We start from the raw sequence: 17,776 nt of genomic DNA, 5'->3' as shown, positions 1-17,776 counted from the left end.
TCTCTGTATCCCCCATTCCGTATGGGACGGAATGTAAACGTCTGTTTAAAAAGCTTGTCATTCAATAAAAAATAAGGCTTATTATACTACTGTGAAATCATTGTAAAAATGAGCTACATTATAACAACAAATGAGTGACCTATGCCGCTAGATATGACAGCAAACGCAAACAGCACGGAAGTAATTGAATCGCCATTAAGCATGTTGTACCAATGGGAGAAGTCCCGTGGAGACGAGGTGTTCCTTACTCAGCCCATCAAAGGGGAGTACCATGACTATACGTGGAGCCACGTTGCCAACCTCGCGAGAAAAGTAGCAAGCCGCCTTTGTGAAATGTCGCTACCTCCGGGAAGCCGCATTGGTATTTTTTCTAAAAATTGTGCCGAGTGGTTCATTACCGATTTAGGTATCATGATGGCTGGTCATGTCTCTGTGCCTATCTTCTCAACCGCTGGCCCAGACACAGTGCAGTACGTATTGCAGCACGCCGATGTTCAGCTTCTATTTGTGGGTAAGTTAGACAATACTGAGCAACAAGTAGCGTCTATTCCATCATCGTATAAAACGGTCGCTTTTCCTTATCCAAATATCACGGCTTCACAGCAGTGGAATGAGTTTATTGACTGTGAACCGCTGAGAACGTCACCCGTTCATGATATGGACGATGTGATGACCATCATTTACACATCGGGCAGCACAGGGCAACCAAAAGGGGTTGTACATAGCTACAACACCGCATGCTGGGCGGCCAGACGTTCGTTGGACCAACTTGGTATTGACGAGAACGATCGCACTTTAAGCTATCTACCACTCGCTCACATTACTGAGCGTGTTCTCGTGGAGTTGTCGAGTTATTACAGTGGTGGAAAAATTCATTTTGTTGAAGATTTAGCCACGTTCCAGCGCGATGTGACCCATTGTCAGCCTACGCTATTTATTTCAGTACCTCGTTTATGGACGAAGTTCCAAATGGGTGTGCTGGCTAAAATGCCTCAGAAGAAGTTAGATACGTTGCTCAAGATCCCTATTTTGAACAAGATCGTGGCGAAGAAAATACGCAACGGTTTGGGCATAAACAACGCAAGACTATGGGCGAGTGGCTCAGCACCGCTAGCGCCTGCCGTTATTGAATGGTTCGCTAAAATCGGCATTAACATTTCCGAAGGGTGGGGAATGACTGAAAATAGCGCCTATGGAACCGGCAGTGTACCGTTCAGGCACGATAAAATTGGCTGTATCGGCAAGCCTTACGACGGTGTGGACATCCGCACCTCTGAAGAGGGCGAAATACAGGTATTATCGCCTTGTAACATGATTGAGTACTATCTTGAGCCAGAAAAAACCGCTGAGGTTTTCACTGAAGATGGTTATTTGTGCACCGGTGATAAGGGTGTAATCGATAGCGACGGTTACGTTAAAATAACCGGCCGACTAAAAGATATTTTTAAAACGGCGAAGGGTAAGTATGTTACTCCGGCGCCCATTGAAGCCAAGTTCATGGAAAACCCCATTGTTGAGCAGGTTTGTGTAACAGGAACAAACCTACCTCAACCCGTAGCTCTGCTGGTGCTAAGTGAAGACGCACAGAAAAAAGACAAATCGGCTGTAGAGGCCAGTCTTAAGAAAACCTTCGAGGCAATAAACGCTAAGCTAGAGAGTCATCAAGTCATGGATAGGGTGGTTATAATGAGCAACGAGTGGAGTATTGAAAATGATTTGCTTACGCCGACGCTCAAGGTAAAACGTCACGTATTAGAAGAGCGGTTTGTTGATATTATTCAAGGTGATTATACTAAGAAGCTAGTGTGGGTTGACGCCTAAGCCGTTTATGTTGGTCTGTCATGACCTAATCGATACAGCTCGTTAACGTAAAAACGTCGGTAAGAGCTAAAAAAACAAAAAGGCGCCACTTCAAAATGCGCCTTTTTATTGTTACGAGTTATTCACTCATTACTTGCTCTGATAGCGCGCTTGCAGCCCTTGGTAAACCAAGTCACTGAATTCTGGCTTCGACAAGTCTAATGCATTCATTACTTCAACGAGGTGTTCATTGTCTTCACGACCGCTCCATTGTTTAATATATGTCCCTTCTTTATAACCGTTATCCTGACGGAAAAAGTTAAGTACATTCTTACCTACGTACTGGCGGTATAGTTCATCTGGAGACATGTCACATTGTTCAACAATGTGCATAAACAAAGGAACACTAAAGCGCTTCGCTGCACACAAACCCGTCATTAGTTCTAGGTTATCAAGCAAAGACTGTTGGGTTACATCGTAGTTTTGATTGTCGAAGGCTACTACTGTTTGACCACTCGCAAGTTCTGCTGCAATACTTTTTGCAGAAGCGTCAACGTCACCATTAGCATCGATAATGCATGCACTTAATGCGAAGTGCCAAATGTCTACAAGCTCCATCTGCAGCTGTGGTAAGTCTTTGTGTTGTGCTTTCCACCACTTCCAGCCATGATGCTCTATGGCTTCAACCGACTCAACCATGGCGGCGCGTAGGTAACCATAACCCGCATTTAGCCAGTCTGGGTTCACTTTTGTATTCATCTTGTCTTGAAGCGAAAGCATCGTTGCTAGCTGCTGTGCATTTAACATTGTGGCTCCTGATAACCTAATTTGAATCTACATTTGATGCCGCAAAGTGTACTGGAAGCCAGCGTACGGTTAAATGATTATTTGAATGAAGCATGTTGCTAGTACATGGTGTTAGCGCAAAACAAGATAAATGAAGCGTGTTGCACTTTGGTGCGACTGCACCAAAGTTAAACTAAAGTCTTAGGTTGATGCCGAGGTTGGTTTTTTAAGTTGTTGATTTTAAAGTTTTTTGCGAAATTTTAAAAGTGGCATCTTATCTGCTTTGCTACTTGTGTTAACTGAGTTGCGCAATAGCACCTCGTTTAAATGAGTGCCAGGCAACACGCATTTAAGCGGCAATTGCGCAGCCCGTAAACCTTACCCATACAGAATTTTCGTGTCCTGAGGTCTGTATGGGTTTTTTTCTCCTTGCTCCTGATTTTTCCCTTTGTTACCTCTGTCACAATAAGAAATAAAACACTTAACACTGCAGGTAATTGCGATACACTAATTCTCTGTCAAAGGTCAACGTGCCCTTGTATTTATAAGATAGGCTACATGCCAGTCAAATAAAGGATTTTTAGATTGCTTGCGCTATATCCATCAAACAAATTAGAGCATCTTAGTTTTCTGCTTACTTCGTTACTTGAGCAACAACCCTCCTCGGTATTTTCCCCTGAAACTATCCTTGTTGAAAGTCCTGGTATGCAGCATTGGGTAAGCATGCAGTTGGCTCGCGAGCAGGGAATTGCAATGAACCTTGATTTTCCTTTGCCCGTGAGGTTCATGTGGAATACAGCCAGGGTGGTGTTAGGCAGTGAAAAGGTACCTCGTCAGTCTCCTTATCGACGAGAGGTACTTACGTGGCGTATAGATAATATTCTGCAAGACGATGCCCTGATGACCACCGGTGCGTTTGAACAAGTGCGCCGCTATTGGTTAAGTGCGGGCAGTGAGCAAGAGCAGGGCGTTCAGCGTTTACAGCTCGCTACGGCCCTTGCCGATGTGTATGAGCAATACTTACTGTACCGACCAGACTGGCTTTTTGCCTGGGAAAATAATGAGCAGGTGGTGTTCGATGACATGGAATCGTGGCAGAGCGAAATTTGGCGCATTCTGACAAAAGAGCAGTCTCTGCATCCTGCTCGGCTTCACAAGATGACTATAGATGCTCTCAGTGAAGGCTTGTTACCACCGAACCTTCCATCTCGCATAGTGGTTTTTGCTATCAATACCATGGCGCCTCAGCTCATTGCATTTTTTGATGCGCTGGCCGAGCATATCGATATTCATATTTTTCATTTAAACCCCAGTGTTAATTATTGGGGGGATGCTAAAAGCGACAGTGAACTTGCGAAACAACTGCGCATGGAAGGCATCAATAAGTGGATGGAGAACGAGCAGAGTAATTCGTTGTTAGGTAACTTAGGTAAGCAAGGAAGAGAGTTGTTTAACTTACTGACCGAGTTAGACACTTTTGAAATTAGTGCGTTTGATGCCCCCGAGATTGATGAAACCGAAATTGATGCCCTTGACGACGCCACCCTTGAAGAAACAAGCAGAGAATCAATAAGCGGTGAAAAAATAAGCAGTCGAGAAATAGGCAGTGAAGAAACATATACTGAAGAGACGAATCTTTCAGGCACTAACGTAGCGGAAAAGCCTCAAAATAATATCGCAGAAACGAAAAGCTCAGGCAGAGGGCGTGCTCAGCGCAATCTGCTAAAGCGTATTCATAGCGATATATTACAGGCCCTGCCTGCAAGCCCTATTCGAGTAAACGGCCCTCAAGAAGCAGAGCAAGACGACAGTGTCACTATTATGTGCACTCACTCTGCGTTGCGTGAGGTGCAGGTGCTGCACGATCATCTATTACATTGGTTGTCACAAGATACCACGCGCACGCCTTCCGATATTCTGGTGATGTGCCCTGCTATTGAAAATTATGCCCCTTTCGTCGACGCCGTTTTTCACCGAGTAGGCACTAGAAACCAGTACACCAATGGCACCATCCGTTTGCCATGTTCAATCGCCGACAGAAGCCCAATGGATACCGAGCCATTGATTGCCGCTTTTATGGCGCTGCTAGAATTGCCAGATAGCCGCTTTGGCGTGGCAGATATAATGGATTATTTACAGCTCGATTCTGTGCAAAAGCGCTTTAATGTTGCGCAGGCTGATATCGATCAGATGATGGTATGGCTTGAGCAAGCTCATATTCATTGGGGGTTAAATGGCAAGCATAAGGCCTCCATATCTGAGGGCGTGACAAATGAAAATACGTACAGCTGGTGGTGGGGACTTCGTCGCTTACTCATGGGCATGTTAGCACCAGATAGCGAAATGATTGTTGATGGAGCGCTCACCATACCTGACGTAGAGGGCCAAAGTGCGCTTATTTTGGGCAAGCTGGTACAAGTTGTTGATTTACTTGGCCGGTTTGCAAACGAACTCACTACACCGCGCTCGCCGAAAGAATGGGCTCACGATTTACTGCAGCTGCGTGATGCGTGCTTTGTGTCTACCAAAGATCAGGAGCAAAGCTGGGATTTAATCGCTAAAGTGGCCGCTGATTTATATGCGCGATGCGATGAAGCTGACTACGAACACACGTTGAGCTTACGTCAAATTCGGGAACTATTGTTAAACCGCTTCTCTTCCCCAGATGCCGGAAACCATTTTATGACGGGGCAAGTAACCGTATGCTCTATGTTACCTATGCGCAGCATTCCGTTTAAGAAGGTATGTATTTTAGGATTAAACGATAGCGAGTTTCCAAGAAAAGCGACGCCGCTTGGGCTTGATCTTATGGCAGGACCGAAAAGGCGAATAGGCGATAGGTCACGAAGGCTAGAAGACAGGTATCTTTTTTTAGAGGCAATTGTTTCTACCCGAGAGAGCTTGTATTTAAGTTACCAAGGGAACGATGTCAAAAATAACAGTGAACGTCAGCCAAGTTTGGTGCTGGCAGAGTTTCTCGACATGCTCGCAACGGGCTATCAGCTTGATATCTCGCATTATGTAAAGCACGCGCCACTACACCCCTTTAGTGAGGCCGCATTTACCGGGCAGCTTCCAAGCTACGAGACGGGTTGGCTTCGCCTAGCAGACGCACTGCAAAAAGCTAAATCTTCGCAGCCACAGGCTGAGGGTCAAGAATTAGATTCAGTTCAAAGCGCTTCGTTAGAAACAAAAACAGACGCCCAGACCGGTAATAAGCATAGCGCTATCGAAAACAGTAAAAGTCCGGATGAAACACGGCTTACAACCATGCAGGTGGCGAGGGCATTTAAAGACCCTTTGGAATACTTTTCGCTGCAGCGCTTAGGGGTAAACCTATCTCAGTCTTTCACCTTGCTAGATAACAGCGAGCCGTTTGAAACTAATGGGCTTGTGCGATATCAGGTTCTAGACGCTATTTTCTCAGTGCCGTCGGGGCAACAGGAAAGCTCGCATCACGAACTATCTTCAGAGCAGGTGGTGGAATTTGCTTCTTTGCGGGGCGATATTCCGAATAACCCTGTGGCAAAAGAAGAGCTACAAATTTGGAAAGACGGAGCGCTAGCATTAACCCAGGCAATGGGCCCTCACGATGCTGTGGCAAAAAACGTCAGTTTTGTTGGTAAGCACATTACCTTCACCGCCAGCGCTTTTGAAGCTGCTGATAGTCTAGTTCTGCGAAGCGCCGGAAAAATTAACGACATAAGAGCACTGTCGTACTTTATGTCTCAACTTGTTTTTTGCACCGACAGTGAAACCAGCACTCATCATGGCTATCCGTTGGATATTTATTATTGCGACTGGGAAAAAGGCGAAACAAAGTTGATGAAACGTCGCTTCGCGCCACTCGACGCTGCCACTGCCGAAAACATGTTGTTATTTATTGAACAGCTATACATGGCAATACTCACTGCGCCAACGCCTCTTTACCGCAGCTTATATTCCGACCTAGTGCCAGGTAAGCGAAATTCTGACAGTAAGGTGATAGTGGGTGAGATTAAGCCTGAACATTATGACGATATTATCGCTACGTTACAGCAATCATGCCCTACTGCTTTTGCATATGGCTTTGAAGATCATAGCTCGGATGATACAAAAGGCAGCCAGCCACCGCCTAATGTCACATCAGACAAGGCACAACAAATCGTCGAGCGCAGTAGCGAGCTGTTCAATAGCATAGAGGCCGAACGTATACTTAAAAACTGGCTGCAGTCCTCGGGGCAATTTAATGCAGACATGGCCAATAACCCGTATCTGAAATGGCTTTTTCCCGATGGTATTTCATGGCAGAGCCTTCCTCATGTTGAAGGCTTTATTTTGTTTTCCATAGTGGCGAATTGTGCAGTGGAGGAACAGCTATGAATGATATTTCAAGTAGCACTCTTTCAAACAGTACTGTGGCATCTCAATTACTCGATGTGCCTAGCATGCCCCTGCACGGCAGGCATCTTATTGAGGCCAGTGCAGGAACGGGGAAAACGTACAATATTACGCGGTTGTATTTACGCCTACTGCTTGAAAAAAAGCTAACGGTAAAAGAGATTTTGGTAATGACTTTTACCAAGGCCGCCACCGAGGAAATTAAAGGTCGTGTAGCGGCGACGCTGCGTGAAGCTGCTAGCGTTTGGCAACAAGCAATAGACAATGAGGGTACCGCTTCTGAAAACATAGCCTTTGAGGATGCAGATTCTAAAGGCATAGCTCCTAAAGGAATAGCTCCTAAAGGCATAGCTCCTAAAGGAATAGCTCCTAAAGGCCCAGATCCTGAAGGAATGGATCCCGTTTTTCATCATTTACTGACCCACTGCAATCTTGAAGAAAGCTTGAGCCTACTCAAAGCCGCGCAGCTAGAGCTTGATGAGGCATCCGTTTTCACAATTCATGGGTTCTGCCAGCATGTAATAGGGCAACTTGCTTTTAATAGTGGCTTCGCTATGTCACTGAATTTAAGTAAAGATACCAGCGACCTATACTTGCAGGCCAGTGAAGACTGGATAAGAAAAGTAAGCGGTGGTCATGACGGTTATACCGAAGATGACTTCTTGTTGCTGGCATCAAAAGGGTGGCATGTACCTGAGCGTTTGCTAAGTGAATTTAATGCAAGTATCCGCAGTACATTAACCCCTAACGTGCTTGATGAACACGCAGTAGAGGAGTCATTTAACCATAATTTAGCGAGCAACCCTGACACTCAACCTAGTCAATTCACGGTGTTCTTAAGTGGCATAGAAGCCAACGAAACGTTGCTATACGAACAACTGATGAAAAGCGCTGCCCACAAAAAGGTACGCCCTGGCGAACTTGAAGCCCTGAAATCGTGGTTGAGGCAGGGGCAGTACACCGATGCGCCTAGCGAGGCCAAAGCGTTTCTAGATAAAAGGCGATACTCTCGCAACACCTCTGGCGTTAAAGAACTGCTAAGCCCTATAAAAGACTTTACCAAGGCGATAGAAGTTGAAATTGACGAAAGAGATAACACGCTGGCTCAGCTGCCTGTTTTTGCGTTAGTCAATGACGCCATTTCCTTTATAAAAGAGCGAGTAATAAAACAGAAAAAGCAGCGTGGGATCATTGATTTTGACGACCTTATTAATATGCTGGCTGATGAGGTGGCAAAGCCCGACAATACGCTAGCCGCAGAGCTTCGCAAAAAATTCCCCGTAGCATTAATCGATGAATTCCAAGATACCGATGCCAAACAATACGCTATTTTAGATGCAGTATATCCTCGTCATTCTGATACCAACGCCACTGCAAAAGACAGGGCCAATTGTGAAACTACGGCTTCTCATACCAATGAGACTGACACTGCTGGCCCTAGCACCACGGAGAGTAACACCAAAACCACCGCGCTTTTGATGATAGGCGATCCCAAACAGGCTATTTATCGCTTTAGAGGCGGGGATATATTCACCTATTTAAAAGCAGGGAAACAAGCAGATTTCCGGTGGGTTATGAACACAAACTGGCGGTCTGTTAAAGGCATGGTCAGTGCGTATAATCGCGTGTTTTATGGTGCGCCGCTGTCGGCAGCGCACTCAGGTGATGTATTTGGTTTTAATATTGATTACACGCAGGTGGAGTTTACCCAAAAGGCCGCTGCAGCGAAGCATCCGTTAAGCGATCCCTGCGAGCAGCGCAGTGCAATGAATTACGTGAGTATGTGCTTAGACGATAAGCAAGATACCAACACAATGCGCCGTAAAATGGCGCTGTGGATTGCACAAGAAATCTATCGTCTTCTAAATGAGGCGGGTTTTTACCACTCCGGTAGTGATGGCTCCGCTGCTGGCAGCTTAGTCAATAACTGCTCTGAAAGTAAAAGCACTGACACTGAAAATACGGATATTGAAAACAGCATCAATAGTCAAACCTTCACGTCTGTGATGCCTTCCGACATCGCCATTTTGGTAAAAGACAGAACTGAAGCCAATGCAATAAAGTATGTACTGCAGCAGCAAGGTTTGGCCTGCGTTTACTTAAGCGATCGCAGTAATTTATTTCTCACGCCAGAAGCCAAAGACATTTTGCGCTTGTTAAATGGCATTTGGCATGCCAGCGACAGCAGCAAAGTAGCGGCAAGTTTAGCATCGCCCCTATGGGGATATAGCCCTGAAGTACTGGTTGATTTACTCTATCACGAAGACGATGCGCTGTGGGATACTGCCTTCGAGCGGGTACTATTACTGCGTGAACTGTGGCTGCAAAAAGGCTGTATGAGTGTGCTGCTACACCTAATGCAAGAAAGCTACACGCCATACGGCGGGGAAGTAGAGCGAGCGCTAACCAATTATCAACACCTTGCTGAAGTCCTTGAAAAGGCGAGCACAACCCATCAAAGGCCAGAGCAATTACTCGACTGGCTGCATAAACAAATACACCAGCCTGAGTCAGATGAAGAGATGACGCTGCGTTTGGAGAGTGACAATCAGCTTATCCGTTTAGTGACACAGCACGGCTCTAAGGGGCTAGAGTATCCCATTGTGTTTATTCCCTTTGCAACTGGCTACAAAGATCCAGCAAAAAACGGCAAATCGATGTCGCAAATATTGACTTACTATGATGAAGACAAACAAGGGTTACAGCTGCAGTTAGGGCAAACAAAACAAGCCATCGCAAGAGTACGAGCTGAAGGGGCCGCAGAAGATATGCGACTGGCTTACGTAGCGGTTACTCGCGCTGCCCATCGCTGTTATATGGGAGTTATTCCCCTTGATGGTAATGAAAAAAGTGCACTTGCGCGAGCGCTAGGAGTCAGTAACGATAACGCCGATAGCGTCAGTAATTGGCAAGGTGTGCTCGATAATGTGAGTGGTGAAGCTGACGCGTATACGTGTCATATCAGCGCCGATGCATTTGACCTTAAATACACCAGTTTCACCCTTAATGAGACCAGCCAAGTACTCTATGCACTTCAATTTACAGGCACCCACAGTGAAGATTGGCGATTATATTCGTTTTCAGCCCTAAGTAGGCTGACAATGCAAGGAAACATACCGGTTGCCAATCAAAAAGAGCATACGGTACCTGTACTTCAAACTGTGCGTGACGAAGAGTTTTCTATAGATGGGCTATCTAGCTTTGGCGACAGATTTACCAATGAAGCGGCGGATAAACCTACTACCACGAATATTGAAGAGGCCCACCGCTTGCGCTTTACGTTAACGAAAGGCGCAAGCGCCGGTAATCTTTTACATGATTTGTTAGAGCTTAATGACTTTAGTGCGCCTACGTGGGATGAACATGGGCCTGAGTTGGTCAGTCGTTTTGGGCTAGAGGAGGACAAGGTAAGTTCACTGTACGACTGGCTAGAGGAAGTACTGCAAACACCGCTTTATCCCAACATAAGCCTTACCTTAAGCGACTTAACGCTACACCAAACTCTAAGAGAGGCTGAATTTTATTTCCCCATGAAAGACAGTAAATGGGCGGGGGTAAGCGAGGTTTTACGTGCTCACAGGGCAAAGGTGGCTGCAGAATATAACGCTCAGGCGTTGACAGTGCCTCATCTTATGACAGCCAACCTTGGGGGAATGATGCACGGCTTTATCGATTTATTGTTTGAACATGAAGGCAAATACTACGTGGCCGACTATAAGTCGACGTGGTTAGGCAATGACATCGCAAGCTACAGCCCCACTGCATTGTTTGAAAATAATCAGCATCATCTTTATGACCTGCAGTATCTTATTTATTGCCTTGCGCTACATCGGTATTTAAACAATACGCTTGCAGATTACCAACCAGAACGTCATTTTGGGGGAGTATATTACTTGTATCTGCGTGGTATGCACCCGGAGAACCAAGAAGGGGAAGGGGTGTTCTTTACGTCTATCTCTCAAGAAGTGCTGCACTCGCTAGACAGCATATTTGACGGCGATGATATGACCAAGGCTCAAACAGATAATAGCAGTGAGCCCGTTACTGGAAGCGAGCCAGAACATACGCCTGAGGATACTATTGATCATAAGCCGGAACGTTTGTCGGAGCATAAGCCGAAAAAAACATTGAAAGAAAAACCAGAAAACAGCGAAGCAGGTCATCAGCAAAGTTTTGGGTTTGATTAATGAAGGTGTCTATTAAAAAGAGCGACGCAAACCATGAGTGAACAACATACGGGTAGTGGTGATAAGGCCCAATCAACCATATTAAGCACAGCCACAATAAACACAGATAATATAGACCCAAAAAACAGTGCTGATAAAGACGACATAGCAGCAATGAAAATCAATAAAAATGCATTGTTTGAACAGCTATTTGGTATTGAGGCCATCGATAAATTTATAGCTTCTGAATTTACACCCACTTCTGTGCTTAGTGAGCAAGAAAATACAACGTGGCTGCATCTTTTGGTTTTGTTGTCGTTTATGCAGCGCCATGGAAACAGCTGTGTGAAGCTTAGCGATGTAGCAGGCAAAACCTTGTTTGGCGAAGATGTGAGTGAAAATAGAAGTGTGAGTAATAGCACTCATAACTCACCATCAAGTAACAATGGCCAAAACGATACGCAAAAGAAAGGGTACACGTTTGAAGAACTGACACCGCTTATCGGTGTGGTGAAAAAAGCGTTAAGTGACGAACGCATTGGTCAGCTGTTTGTTTATAACAACGGTCTGTTTTACAGCCGCAGATATTATGAGTTTGAACAAGAAGTCGCGCAGGGCGTGGTTGCTAGAACCGCCTTTACCCCCTTATCTGATGAGGCATATTCAAAGGTAAAAGCCTTGTGGCCCGCCATGTTTGTCAAAGCGCCATCAATTGCGGCTTCACAAGAGCCTAGCCAAGAGCTAGCGCTTAGCAGCGAGCAAGACTGGCAGCAGGTAGCCGTTGCTAAAAGTATTGTACAAAAATTTAGCGTAATTAACGGTGGCCCAGGAACAGGAAAAACCTACACCGTACTGCGCTTGTTGCTAGCCCTTCAAGCCTGCGAGGACAACATCAATATAGTGTTGGCGGCGCCTACAGGAAAAGCGCAGCAGCGTATGACGGAATCAATTAGCGACAGTATTGCTGGCTTGAGGGGAAAAATTGATGACGGTGTGTTAAACCGCGTTCCCACACAAGCAGTAACTATTCACCGGTTGTTAGGGCTGCGAGAACACACGGTATCAACAAAGTACAACAGGCAAAATCAGCTTTCACTTGATGTATTAATTGTGGATGAGGCCAGTATGGTCGACCTTGCCCTAATGACGCGAATAATAAGAGCGCTACCTGAACATGCCCGTCTGTATTTTATTGGAGATGCTGAGCAGTTGCCCGCTGTAGAGCTAGGGAACGTGTTAGAGCAATTGGTAGAAACGAATGACGACTTAGTTAATTCAGACGACAAAATGCTTGGCGCCGTGCCCACTGCGCTGCGTCAGCATATCGCTACCCTATGCCCCCATTTACCTTTATTACCCGTAGATGAAGATGCGAAAACATGGGTACATACGCTGCGAGCACCACAACGATTTAAAGGGCAAGTGGCGGCAGTGGCGACCGCTATCCAAAAAGGTGAACCGCAGGGTGCCTTGAGCGCGTTAAATAACGCGGTAAATAATGCAAAAAACGCAGAATCAATGGCTGATATACCAGTACTGAACGATGGTGTTCATTTATGGCCAGAAGATTGGGTAAGCGACAAAAAGCTGCGCAAAATGGCCGTGCAAAGTTTTATGCCTATTTTTGATGCCACCAATGCATGTGATGCGCTGCGTCGACTAAACCAAGTCAGGTGGTTAACGCCGGTGCGCAAAGGCAACATGGGAGTTGAGCGTTTAAATTCATTGGTTTTTGATGCTATTAAACACAAAATTACACGGCGAGAAGGCAATTTCTATCAAGGTCAGCCCATCATGATAGTTAAAAATAATCACCCTCAGCGCCTATCCAATGGTGAAGTTGGTATTATTTGGCCAGACAGTAGTGGAAAGTTACTGGCGTGGTTTGAAGCTGAGAATGATGAGCTAAGGCATATTTCCTTATCTCGCGTGCCCCAGTTTGAAACCGTTTACGCAATGACCATCCATAAGTCTCAAGGTTCTGAGTTCTCTCACGTGGTGCTGCTGCTTCCTAAGCCTGAAACTGAAAAGGCTGCAGGGTTGTTTCACCGTGGCCTGGTATACACCGGGCTTACACGAGCTAAAAAGGGATGTTTGATAATTGCCAATAGTCCTACCTTTAGTGACATGGTATCGAGAGTAGACAAGCGATATTCCGGCTTGGCAAACGCCATTCGCGACGCCGCCATTGATGAAAAGTAGTTCTTCCACTCACACAGGCGTAAAGAAAAACGCGCCGTATTCGTGAGCGTCTGATGCGTTTTTAGCAATGGGGTAAAAGCGGGTGGTCATATTCACTCTTAAAATACCCCTATCACAATGCAGAAATTGAGAAGGCAAAAAAGGTGGTGCGCTGCTATTGTACGCAGCCACCTGTATGCCTTCTTCAATACTCAAATAAGATAACCCGCCAACATCAAGCCAACCGATAACACACCGAGGGCTAGCAACAAAACTAGGATGCTCGATAATATCGCTGTGAAAGGTGACGTTTGCGCCAAAAACAGGTTTTGTCTGTATGGCCAAGTTTACCGTTGGCTTTAATGTCAGCTTGTATAGTCCGTGCACCATAGGGATAATGGTGGTTCGAAAAGCGGTGGTGTTTTCTAACGTATGCATTCTTATTAACACGAAAAGGTGTAGATGATTGAAGTGTGGCTTATCACCAGAATAGATGCGTTGATGTGGATCAACGCTACGCCTTGCTTTAGCGCAGACTAATCGGCCCTATGTAATAGACCAAACGTAATAAGATACAAACTTCACCGCGACGTTAACTATCACAAAAAACATCAATAGGAACTCTGTGAGCGAACCCACTAAAAGCCAAATGAATGAGCGTGAAAGTACACAAGCCTATTTTCGATTTTTGCGTTTAGATATCATGCAGGCTTACACACTGAAAAAAGAGATAACAGGGGCGTGGTTTTTTAAAGACGACAGCACTGATTTTTTTATCGGGGTTGTACCTCTCGAGGAGCGCTTTTTTGACGAGCTTAACGATTATGTTATACGTCAGCAGATTAGCTATGATGCGTGTGATTTATTGGTAAAAGCCACACCTTCAAATGAGACTCTCGCAGAAATTACCATTCCCTATACAGTTAACAAAATGCTCAAGTATATTGATTGCAAAATTACGGTTGCGATTGAGTAGTGTAGTCGCCTTCGTTAGTCATTATAAAAGATAGTTAAAGAGCCTTGTTTATGTCTAAACATCAGATAAACCCAAAAAAACTTCTGCGCAGTAAGTGGACGTCCACGTCGCCTAAAAACAAAGAAAAGCATTTTTTAGTGACCGACGTGACGTTCGACGAAGAGGGTGTTGTTGTCTCTTGTGTTCTTGAATCGGTGATGTCAAAAACAGAATACCCGATAAACTGGCGAGATTTAAAAGACACGACATTGTGGCGCCAAGGCTGGAAATAGCAATCATCTCACTAATTCGATAATTTTCTCGATATGGTAGGCTAGACATAACGTTACGGTTATTTCGACTTACCAATCTATATTAGTCATCGACTTACATTTTACAACGTCGATGACTCTTCACTTCTTAAGGAATCTTTGCTTTTAAAATGATTTTAACAAAACACACACACCCAAAACGTAAGATAAACATCCCGCTATTTGCCATTACCGCTGGGTTTATCAGTGTATTTTGTTTGATGGCCTTAATTGATGTGAGCGCGCTTGCTGCTTGGGTAGACAGTAGCTTCGCCTGGTCGGTAACGTATTTTGGTTTGTATTGGCAAGTGCTGTTATTGGCGACCTTTTTAATTAGCCTGGGTATGGCATGTTTGCCAGGCGCTAGGGCAGTGATGGGGAATATAGACACACCAGAATTCTCTAAATTCCAATGGGGCTCAATGATCATGTGTACGCTTCTCGCTGGCGGCGGTGTATTTTGGGCAGCTGGCGAGCCCATGGCACATTTTTTAAGCGTGCCGCCGGTATTTGATGATGTTAAAGCAGGTACTGGCGAGGCTATGGTGTACGCCCTTGCGCAATCTTATCTTCACTGGGGCTTTTTGGCCTGGGCTATTTTAGGTAGCCTGACGGTGATAATGCTTATGTATTATCACTACGAGAAGGGCCTGCCGTTAGCGCCCCGAACGTTGCTTTACCCTATTTTTAAGCGCCGCGCTATACAAGGCCCTATTGGTACTATCACAGACGCGGTATGTATTATTGCAGTGGTTGCTGGCACGGTGGGGCCTATAGGATTTCTGGGCTTACAGGTAAGTTACGGGCTCAATACATTGTTTGGTATAGCCGACAATGCCACAACACAAACGGCAGTTATTAGTGTGCTTACCATTGTGTATGTTGCCTCGGCCATCACTGGGGTGACCAAAGGTATTCAGCTGCTTAGCCGATTGAATATGATCCTCGCAGTTTGCTTGCTGGCGTTTTTAATGGTGACCACCAGTGCAATGTTTGTCATTAGCCATTTCTTTGAGGCGTTGGGCACACACATTACGCACTTTTTCCAAATGGCGTTATACCGCGGAGATGCGGGTATGTTTGGCGAGGCGGGTTGGTTAGGCTGGTGGACAGTATTCTTTTGGGGATGGTTTATTGGCTACGGGCCTATGATGGCAATTTTTATAGCTCGTATCAGCAAAGGCCGTTCTATTCGCGCAATTGTCATTATGCTGTCTATTATTGCGCCGCTTATCACCATGTTTTGGTTTACCATTGTTGGTGGAACAGGGTTGTCACTAGAGCTTGATGCCCCTGGTACTATTTCAGCTGCGTTTGAAGGCTTTAATTTACCAGCGGCGCTGCTTGCGGTTACTCAGGCGCTGCCTATGGGCGCCATTGTTTCATTCTTGTTTCTATTGCTTACCATGACGTTTGTAGCCACAACGGGCGACTCCATGACGTACGTGTTATCAGTTTCTATGTCAGACTCCGACCAACCGGCAACGTTTGTGAGAGTGTTTTGGGGCATTGCAATGGGGCTAATGGCCGCCATTCTTATTATGATTGGCTCTGGTGGTATAGATAAACTGCAAGCATTTATTGTAGTGAGTGCTGTGCCCGTATCCTTAATTTTATTACCGTCTTTATGGGATGCACCGCGCATTGTCATTACAAAAGGCAACGCTAAGGCGAAAGATGCTTGGTGAAGCTAGTAGGAATTCTCTGGTATGAATTCTTCGCTATGAAAGCATCGTTATGACTCGACTTTATAGCTCGACGATATAGCTCCATGTTATGACTCCACGTTATAACTCCACGTTATAACTGCCCCCAGCATTGACAAAAAATAAACCCGTGAAAAGGAAAGTGCCTTTTCACGGGTTCGTTATTATTCACCTAATTGTCAAAACTGGTTCTCAAAGCGGAGTGTGCGCTGAGGTAATAAAACCAGTTCGCCAAATTTGCAGGTTTATTTTCTTACGCTTACTTTCTCAAACCTATTTTCTCAAACTTATTTTTCTATGGAAAACGTAAGGCCAGCATTGGCCTCTAATCTGCTAATTAAGCTATCGCCTAGCGCAGATGCAGGCGTGTAAAAACCGCCAGATAAACTGACGTCTTTGCAAAGGCACAGTGCAGATTCTGCAATCATCTTACTGGTAGAGCCGTAGCCCGGGTCTTTGTCACCTTTTACTGATACGGCCAGCATATCGCCATTTGTCGCATTGCCAACAAACATGACGTCATAAAACCCATTTTCGCGCTCTTCTTTACTCGGTCCTTCGCCGGGCTTAGGGCCATCATCACTGGCTAACGATTTATCATTAGCCACATGCTTTGCCATGGCTTCACCTTTTTCACCAGGGCCGGTCATTAGCATTTCATCATATTTGAACGCTTTGCCATAGGCATAGTTACTTAGGTAATTAGCGCGATGCACGTTTTTAGTATTAATGGCAGCCATAATGAAAGGGGCAACCCATGTTCCTAACTGCTCATCAAAATAGGGCTTGTTGCCGTTTGGCTGTTCTGTCGCTACGTTTGTATCTGCCAGTGAAAACGGATTAATTAACGCCGCCATTATCGACTTGTCTTTCTTCGCCGCTACCATTGTGGCCTTTAGGCTCGCTGCGGTACCGCCAGAAAACGTTCCCTGCATTTTGCGTACGCGACCTTTAACGTATTCAATGGCATCGCCAGTTTGTTTTTTTGCGTGTTGTTGCAGATAGTGCACTCCTAAGTCGAAAGGCACAGAGTCGAAGCCGCACGAAAAGACAATGTTTGCACCCGTCTCTTTGGCTTTGTCATTGTACTTATTGATCATTTGATGCATCCACGCAGGTTCACCACATAAATCGGTATACCCAGTGCCGTTGTCGACGCAAGCAGAAAGCAGTTTTTCACCGTAAATTTGATAAGGGCCTACGGTAGTCAGTACAACATGAGTTCGTTTGGTCAGTGTATCTAGCGCGCTGTCGTCATCGCCGTCAGCAACAATCATTTCAACAGCGTCACTGATACCTAGCTCTTGTTTTACATCGTTAAGCTTTTGCTCGTTTCGGCCTGCTATTGCCCATTTAACGCTGCTGTCGTTGCCGTACTGCGATTGAAAGTATTCTGCAACTAATTTTCCTGTGAAGCCGGTGGCACCGAAAATCACCACATCTAAATTTCGTTCAATACTCATACTTGCATCCTGTCTTTAATTTACGTTT

General features: G+C 45.4%; 10 protein-coding genes. 7 read left to right on the top strand and 3 right to left on the bottom strand.

The annotated features are described in order from the left end of the window. Positions 1 to 141: 141 nt before the first annotated feature. Entirely contained in the window at positions 142 to 1,821 is a 1,680-nt protein-coding gene (locus ACOJR9_RS11455) for an AMP-binding protein (protein WP_420933101.1), read from the top strand. A 129-nt stretch (positions 1,822 to 1,950) separates the two neighbouring features. Here ACOJR9_RS11455 and ACOJR9_RS11450 read toward each other — a convergent pair whose 3' ends face one another. Then, positions 1,951 to 2,607 carry a dUTP diphosphatase gene (locus ACOJR9_RS11450; protein WP_420933100.1) on the bottom strand — a complete coding sequence of 219 codons (657 nt, stop codon included), beginning with the start codon at positions 2,605 to 2,607 and terminating at the stop codon, positions 1,951 to 1,953. A gap of 564 nt (positions 2,608 to 3,171) precedes the next feature. Here ACOJR9_RS11450 and recC point away from each other — a divergent pair. The 3 genes from recC (at position 3,172) to recD (ending at position 13,334) form a co-directional block, all read left to right on the top strand. Next, entirely contained in the window at positions 3,172 to 6,948 is a 3,777-nt protein-coding gene (gene recC / locus ACOJR9_RS11445) for an exodeoxyribonuclease V subunit gamma (protein WP_420933099.1), read from the top strand. Further along, positions 6,945 to 11,153: an exodeoxyribonuclease V subunit beta gene (gene recB, locus ACOJR9_RS11440; RefSeq protein ID WP_420933098.1), complete on the top strand. Its 4,209-nt coding sequence runs from the start codon at positions 6,945 to 6,947 to the stop codon at positions 11,151 to 11,153. The genes recC and recB overlap by 4 nt, the downstream gene beginning before the upstream one ends. A gap of 153 nt (positions 11,154 to 11,306) precedes the next feature. Then, positions 11,307 to 13,334, top strand: a complete 2,028-nt coding sequence (gene recD, locus ACOJR9_RS11435; RefSeq protein ID WP_420936115.1) for an exodeoxyribonuclease V subunit alpha — start codon at positions 11,307 to 11,309, stop codon at positions 13,332 to 13,334. Positions 13,335 to 13,343: 9 nt separating this feature from the next. Here the strand turns inward: recD and ACOJR9_RS11430 are convergent, their stop codons facing one another. After that, a complete protein-coding gene (locus ACOJR9_RS11430; protein ID WP_420933097.1) occupies positions 13,344 to 13,751 on the bottom strand; it encodes a hypothetical protein in 408 nt (135 codons plus the stop codon). A 187-nt stretch (positions 13,752 to 13,938) separates the two neighbouring features. Between ACOJR9_RS11430 and ACOJR9_RS11425 the strand changes: the two genes are divergently transcribed. From ACOJR9_RS11425 to ACOJR9_RS11415, 3 genes are all read left to right on the top strand, one after another. Continuing rightward, entirely contained in the window at positions 13,939 to 14,289 is a 351-nt protein-coding gene (locus ACOJR9_RS11425; RefSeq protein ID WP_420933096.1) for a hypothetical protein, read from the top strand. Positions 14,290 to 14,339: 50 nt separating this feature from the next. Further along, positions 14,340 to 14,561 carry a TIGR02450 family Trp-rich protein gene (locus ACOJR9_RS11420; RefSeq protein WP_334029163.1) on the top strand — a complete coding sequence of 74 codons (222 nt, stop codon included), beginning with the start codon at positions 14,340 to 14,342 and terminating at the stop codon, positions 14,559 to 14,561. 149 nt (positions 14,562 to 14,710) lie between these two features. After that, entirely contained in the window at positions 14,711 to 16,267 is a 1,557-nt protein-coding gene (locus ACOJR9_RS11415) for a BCCT family transporter (protein WP_420933095.1), read from the top strand. Positions 16,268 to 16,572: 305 nt separating this feature from the next. Here the strand turns inward: ACOJR9_RS11415 and ACOJR9_RS11410 are convergent, their stop codons facing one another. Then, positions 16,573 to 17,748 (bottom strand): saccharopine dehydrogenase family protein, encoded by a 1,176-nt coding sequence (locus ACOJR9_RS11410; protein ID WP_420933094.1) that lies wholly within the window; start codon positions 17,746 to 17,748, stop codon positions 16,573 to 16,575. Positions 17,749 to 17,776: the final 28 nt, after the last annotated feature.

The organism is Alteromonas ulvae (genome assembly GCF_048987005.1).
Lineage (GTDB): Bacteria > Pseudomonadota > Gammaproteobacteria > Enterobacterales > Alteromonadaceae > Alteromonas.
The sequence above is the reverse complement of the archived record's forward strand: the minus strand, read 5'-3'. Positions and strand labels throughout refer to the sequence as shown.

Excerpts from the sequence above, each read along its gene's own strand:
- ACOJR9_RS11455 (WP_420933101.1), top strand. The coding sequence starts at position 142 with ATGCCGCTAGATATGACAGCAAACGCAAACAGCACGGAAGTAATTGAA.
- ACOJR9_RS11450 (WP_420933100.1), bottom strand. The coding sequence starts at position 2,607 with ATGTTAAATGCACAGCAGCTAGCAACGATGCTTTCGCTTCAAGACAAG.
- recB (WP_420933098.1), top strand. The coding sequence starts at position 6,945 with ATGAATGATATTTCAAGTAGCACTCTTTCAAACAGTACTGTGGCATCT.
- recD (WP_420936115.1), top strand. The coding sequence starts at position 11,307 with ATGAAAATCAATAAAAATGCATTGTTTGAACAGCTATTTGGTATTGAG.
- ACOJR9_RS11430 (WP_420933097.1), bottom strand. The coding sequence starts at position 13,751 with ATGCATACGTTAGAAAACACCACCGCTTTTCGAACCACCATTATCCCT.
- ACOJR9_RS11420 (WP_334029163.1), top strand. The coding sequence starts at position 14,340 with ATGTCTAAACATCAGATAAACCCAAAAAAACTTCTGCGCAGTAAGTGG.
- ACOJR9_RS11415 (WP_420933095.1), top strand. The coding sequence starts at position 14,711 with ATGATTTTAACAAAACACACACACCCAAAACGTAAGATAAACATCCCG.
- ACOJR9_RS11410 (WP_420933094.1), bottom strand. The coding sequence starts at position 17,748 with ATGAGTATTGAACGAAATTTAGATGTGGTGATTTTCGGTGCCACCGGC.